This window comes from Paraburkholderia sp. RL17-373-BIF-A (genome assembly GCF_046030175.1).
Taxonomy (GTDB): domain Bacteria; phylum Pseudomonadota; class Gammaproteobacteria; order Burkholderiales; family Burkholderiaceae; genus Paraburkholderia.
The window spans coordinates 1-445 of record NZ_JARESO010000430.1; the positions used below are offsets into that span (position 1 = coordinate 1).

1 other RNA gene is annotated in these 445 nt (G+C 53.9%); it reads right to left on the reverse strand.

The features are described 5' to 3' along the window. Positions 1 to 44: 44 nt before the first annotated feature. Positions 45 to 432: a transfer-messenger RNA gene (gene ssrA, locus P0D80_RS51220) on the reverse strand. Positions 433 to 445 lie beyond the last annotated feature (13 nt).

The window sequence follows — 445 nt, forward strand, 5'->3', positions numbered from 1 at the left end:
GGCCTCTCTGTTGTTGAGGCCACGAAAAACAACGACAAAAACTCTGGTGGAGGCGGCGGGAATCGAACCCGCGTCCAGAAGTGCTCTACAGCCAGTTCTACATACTTAGTTCGTCATTTGGTTTAACCGCAACGACACGGACGAACACGCTTCGTTACGGCGAGTCACTAAGTTTTCGGCCCCAACGTCGTGACGCCATTGGAGATTAGCTGACGTAAATGACCTCGCGCGGTATTGCTACCCTAGCCCATCAGCGAGCCAGTGCGAGGAAAGCCGGTTTTACGCGGCTTGTTCCAGGAGAGCGTCGTTAGACGCCGCGCCGAAGCGCTTATCGAGGTTTGCATTTACATTTTCCCGTTGGATTTACGAGGTGATGGGTCCTCGGTATGCCCTGAACTCCTTTGCTACCCCTGTCGAAACCAGGTCGCCCCCAAATAAGTCGATA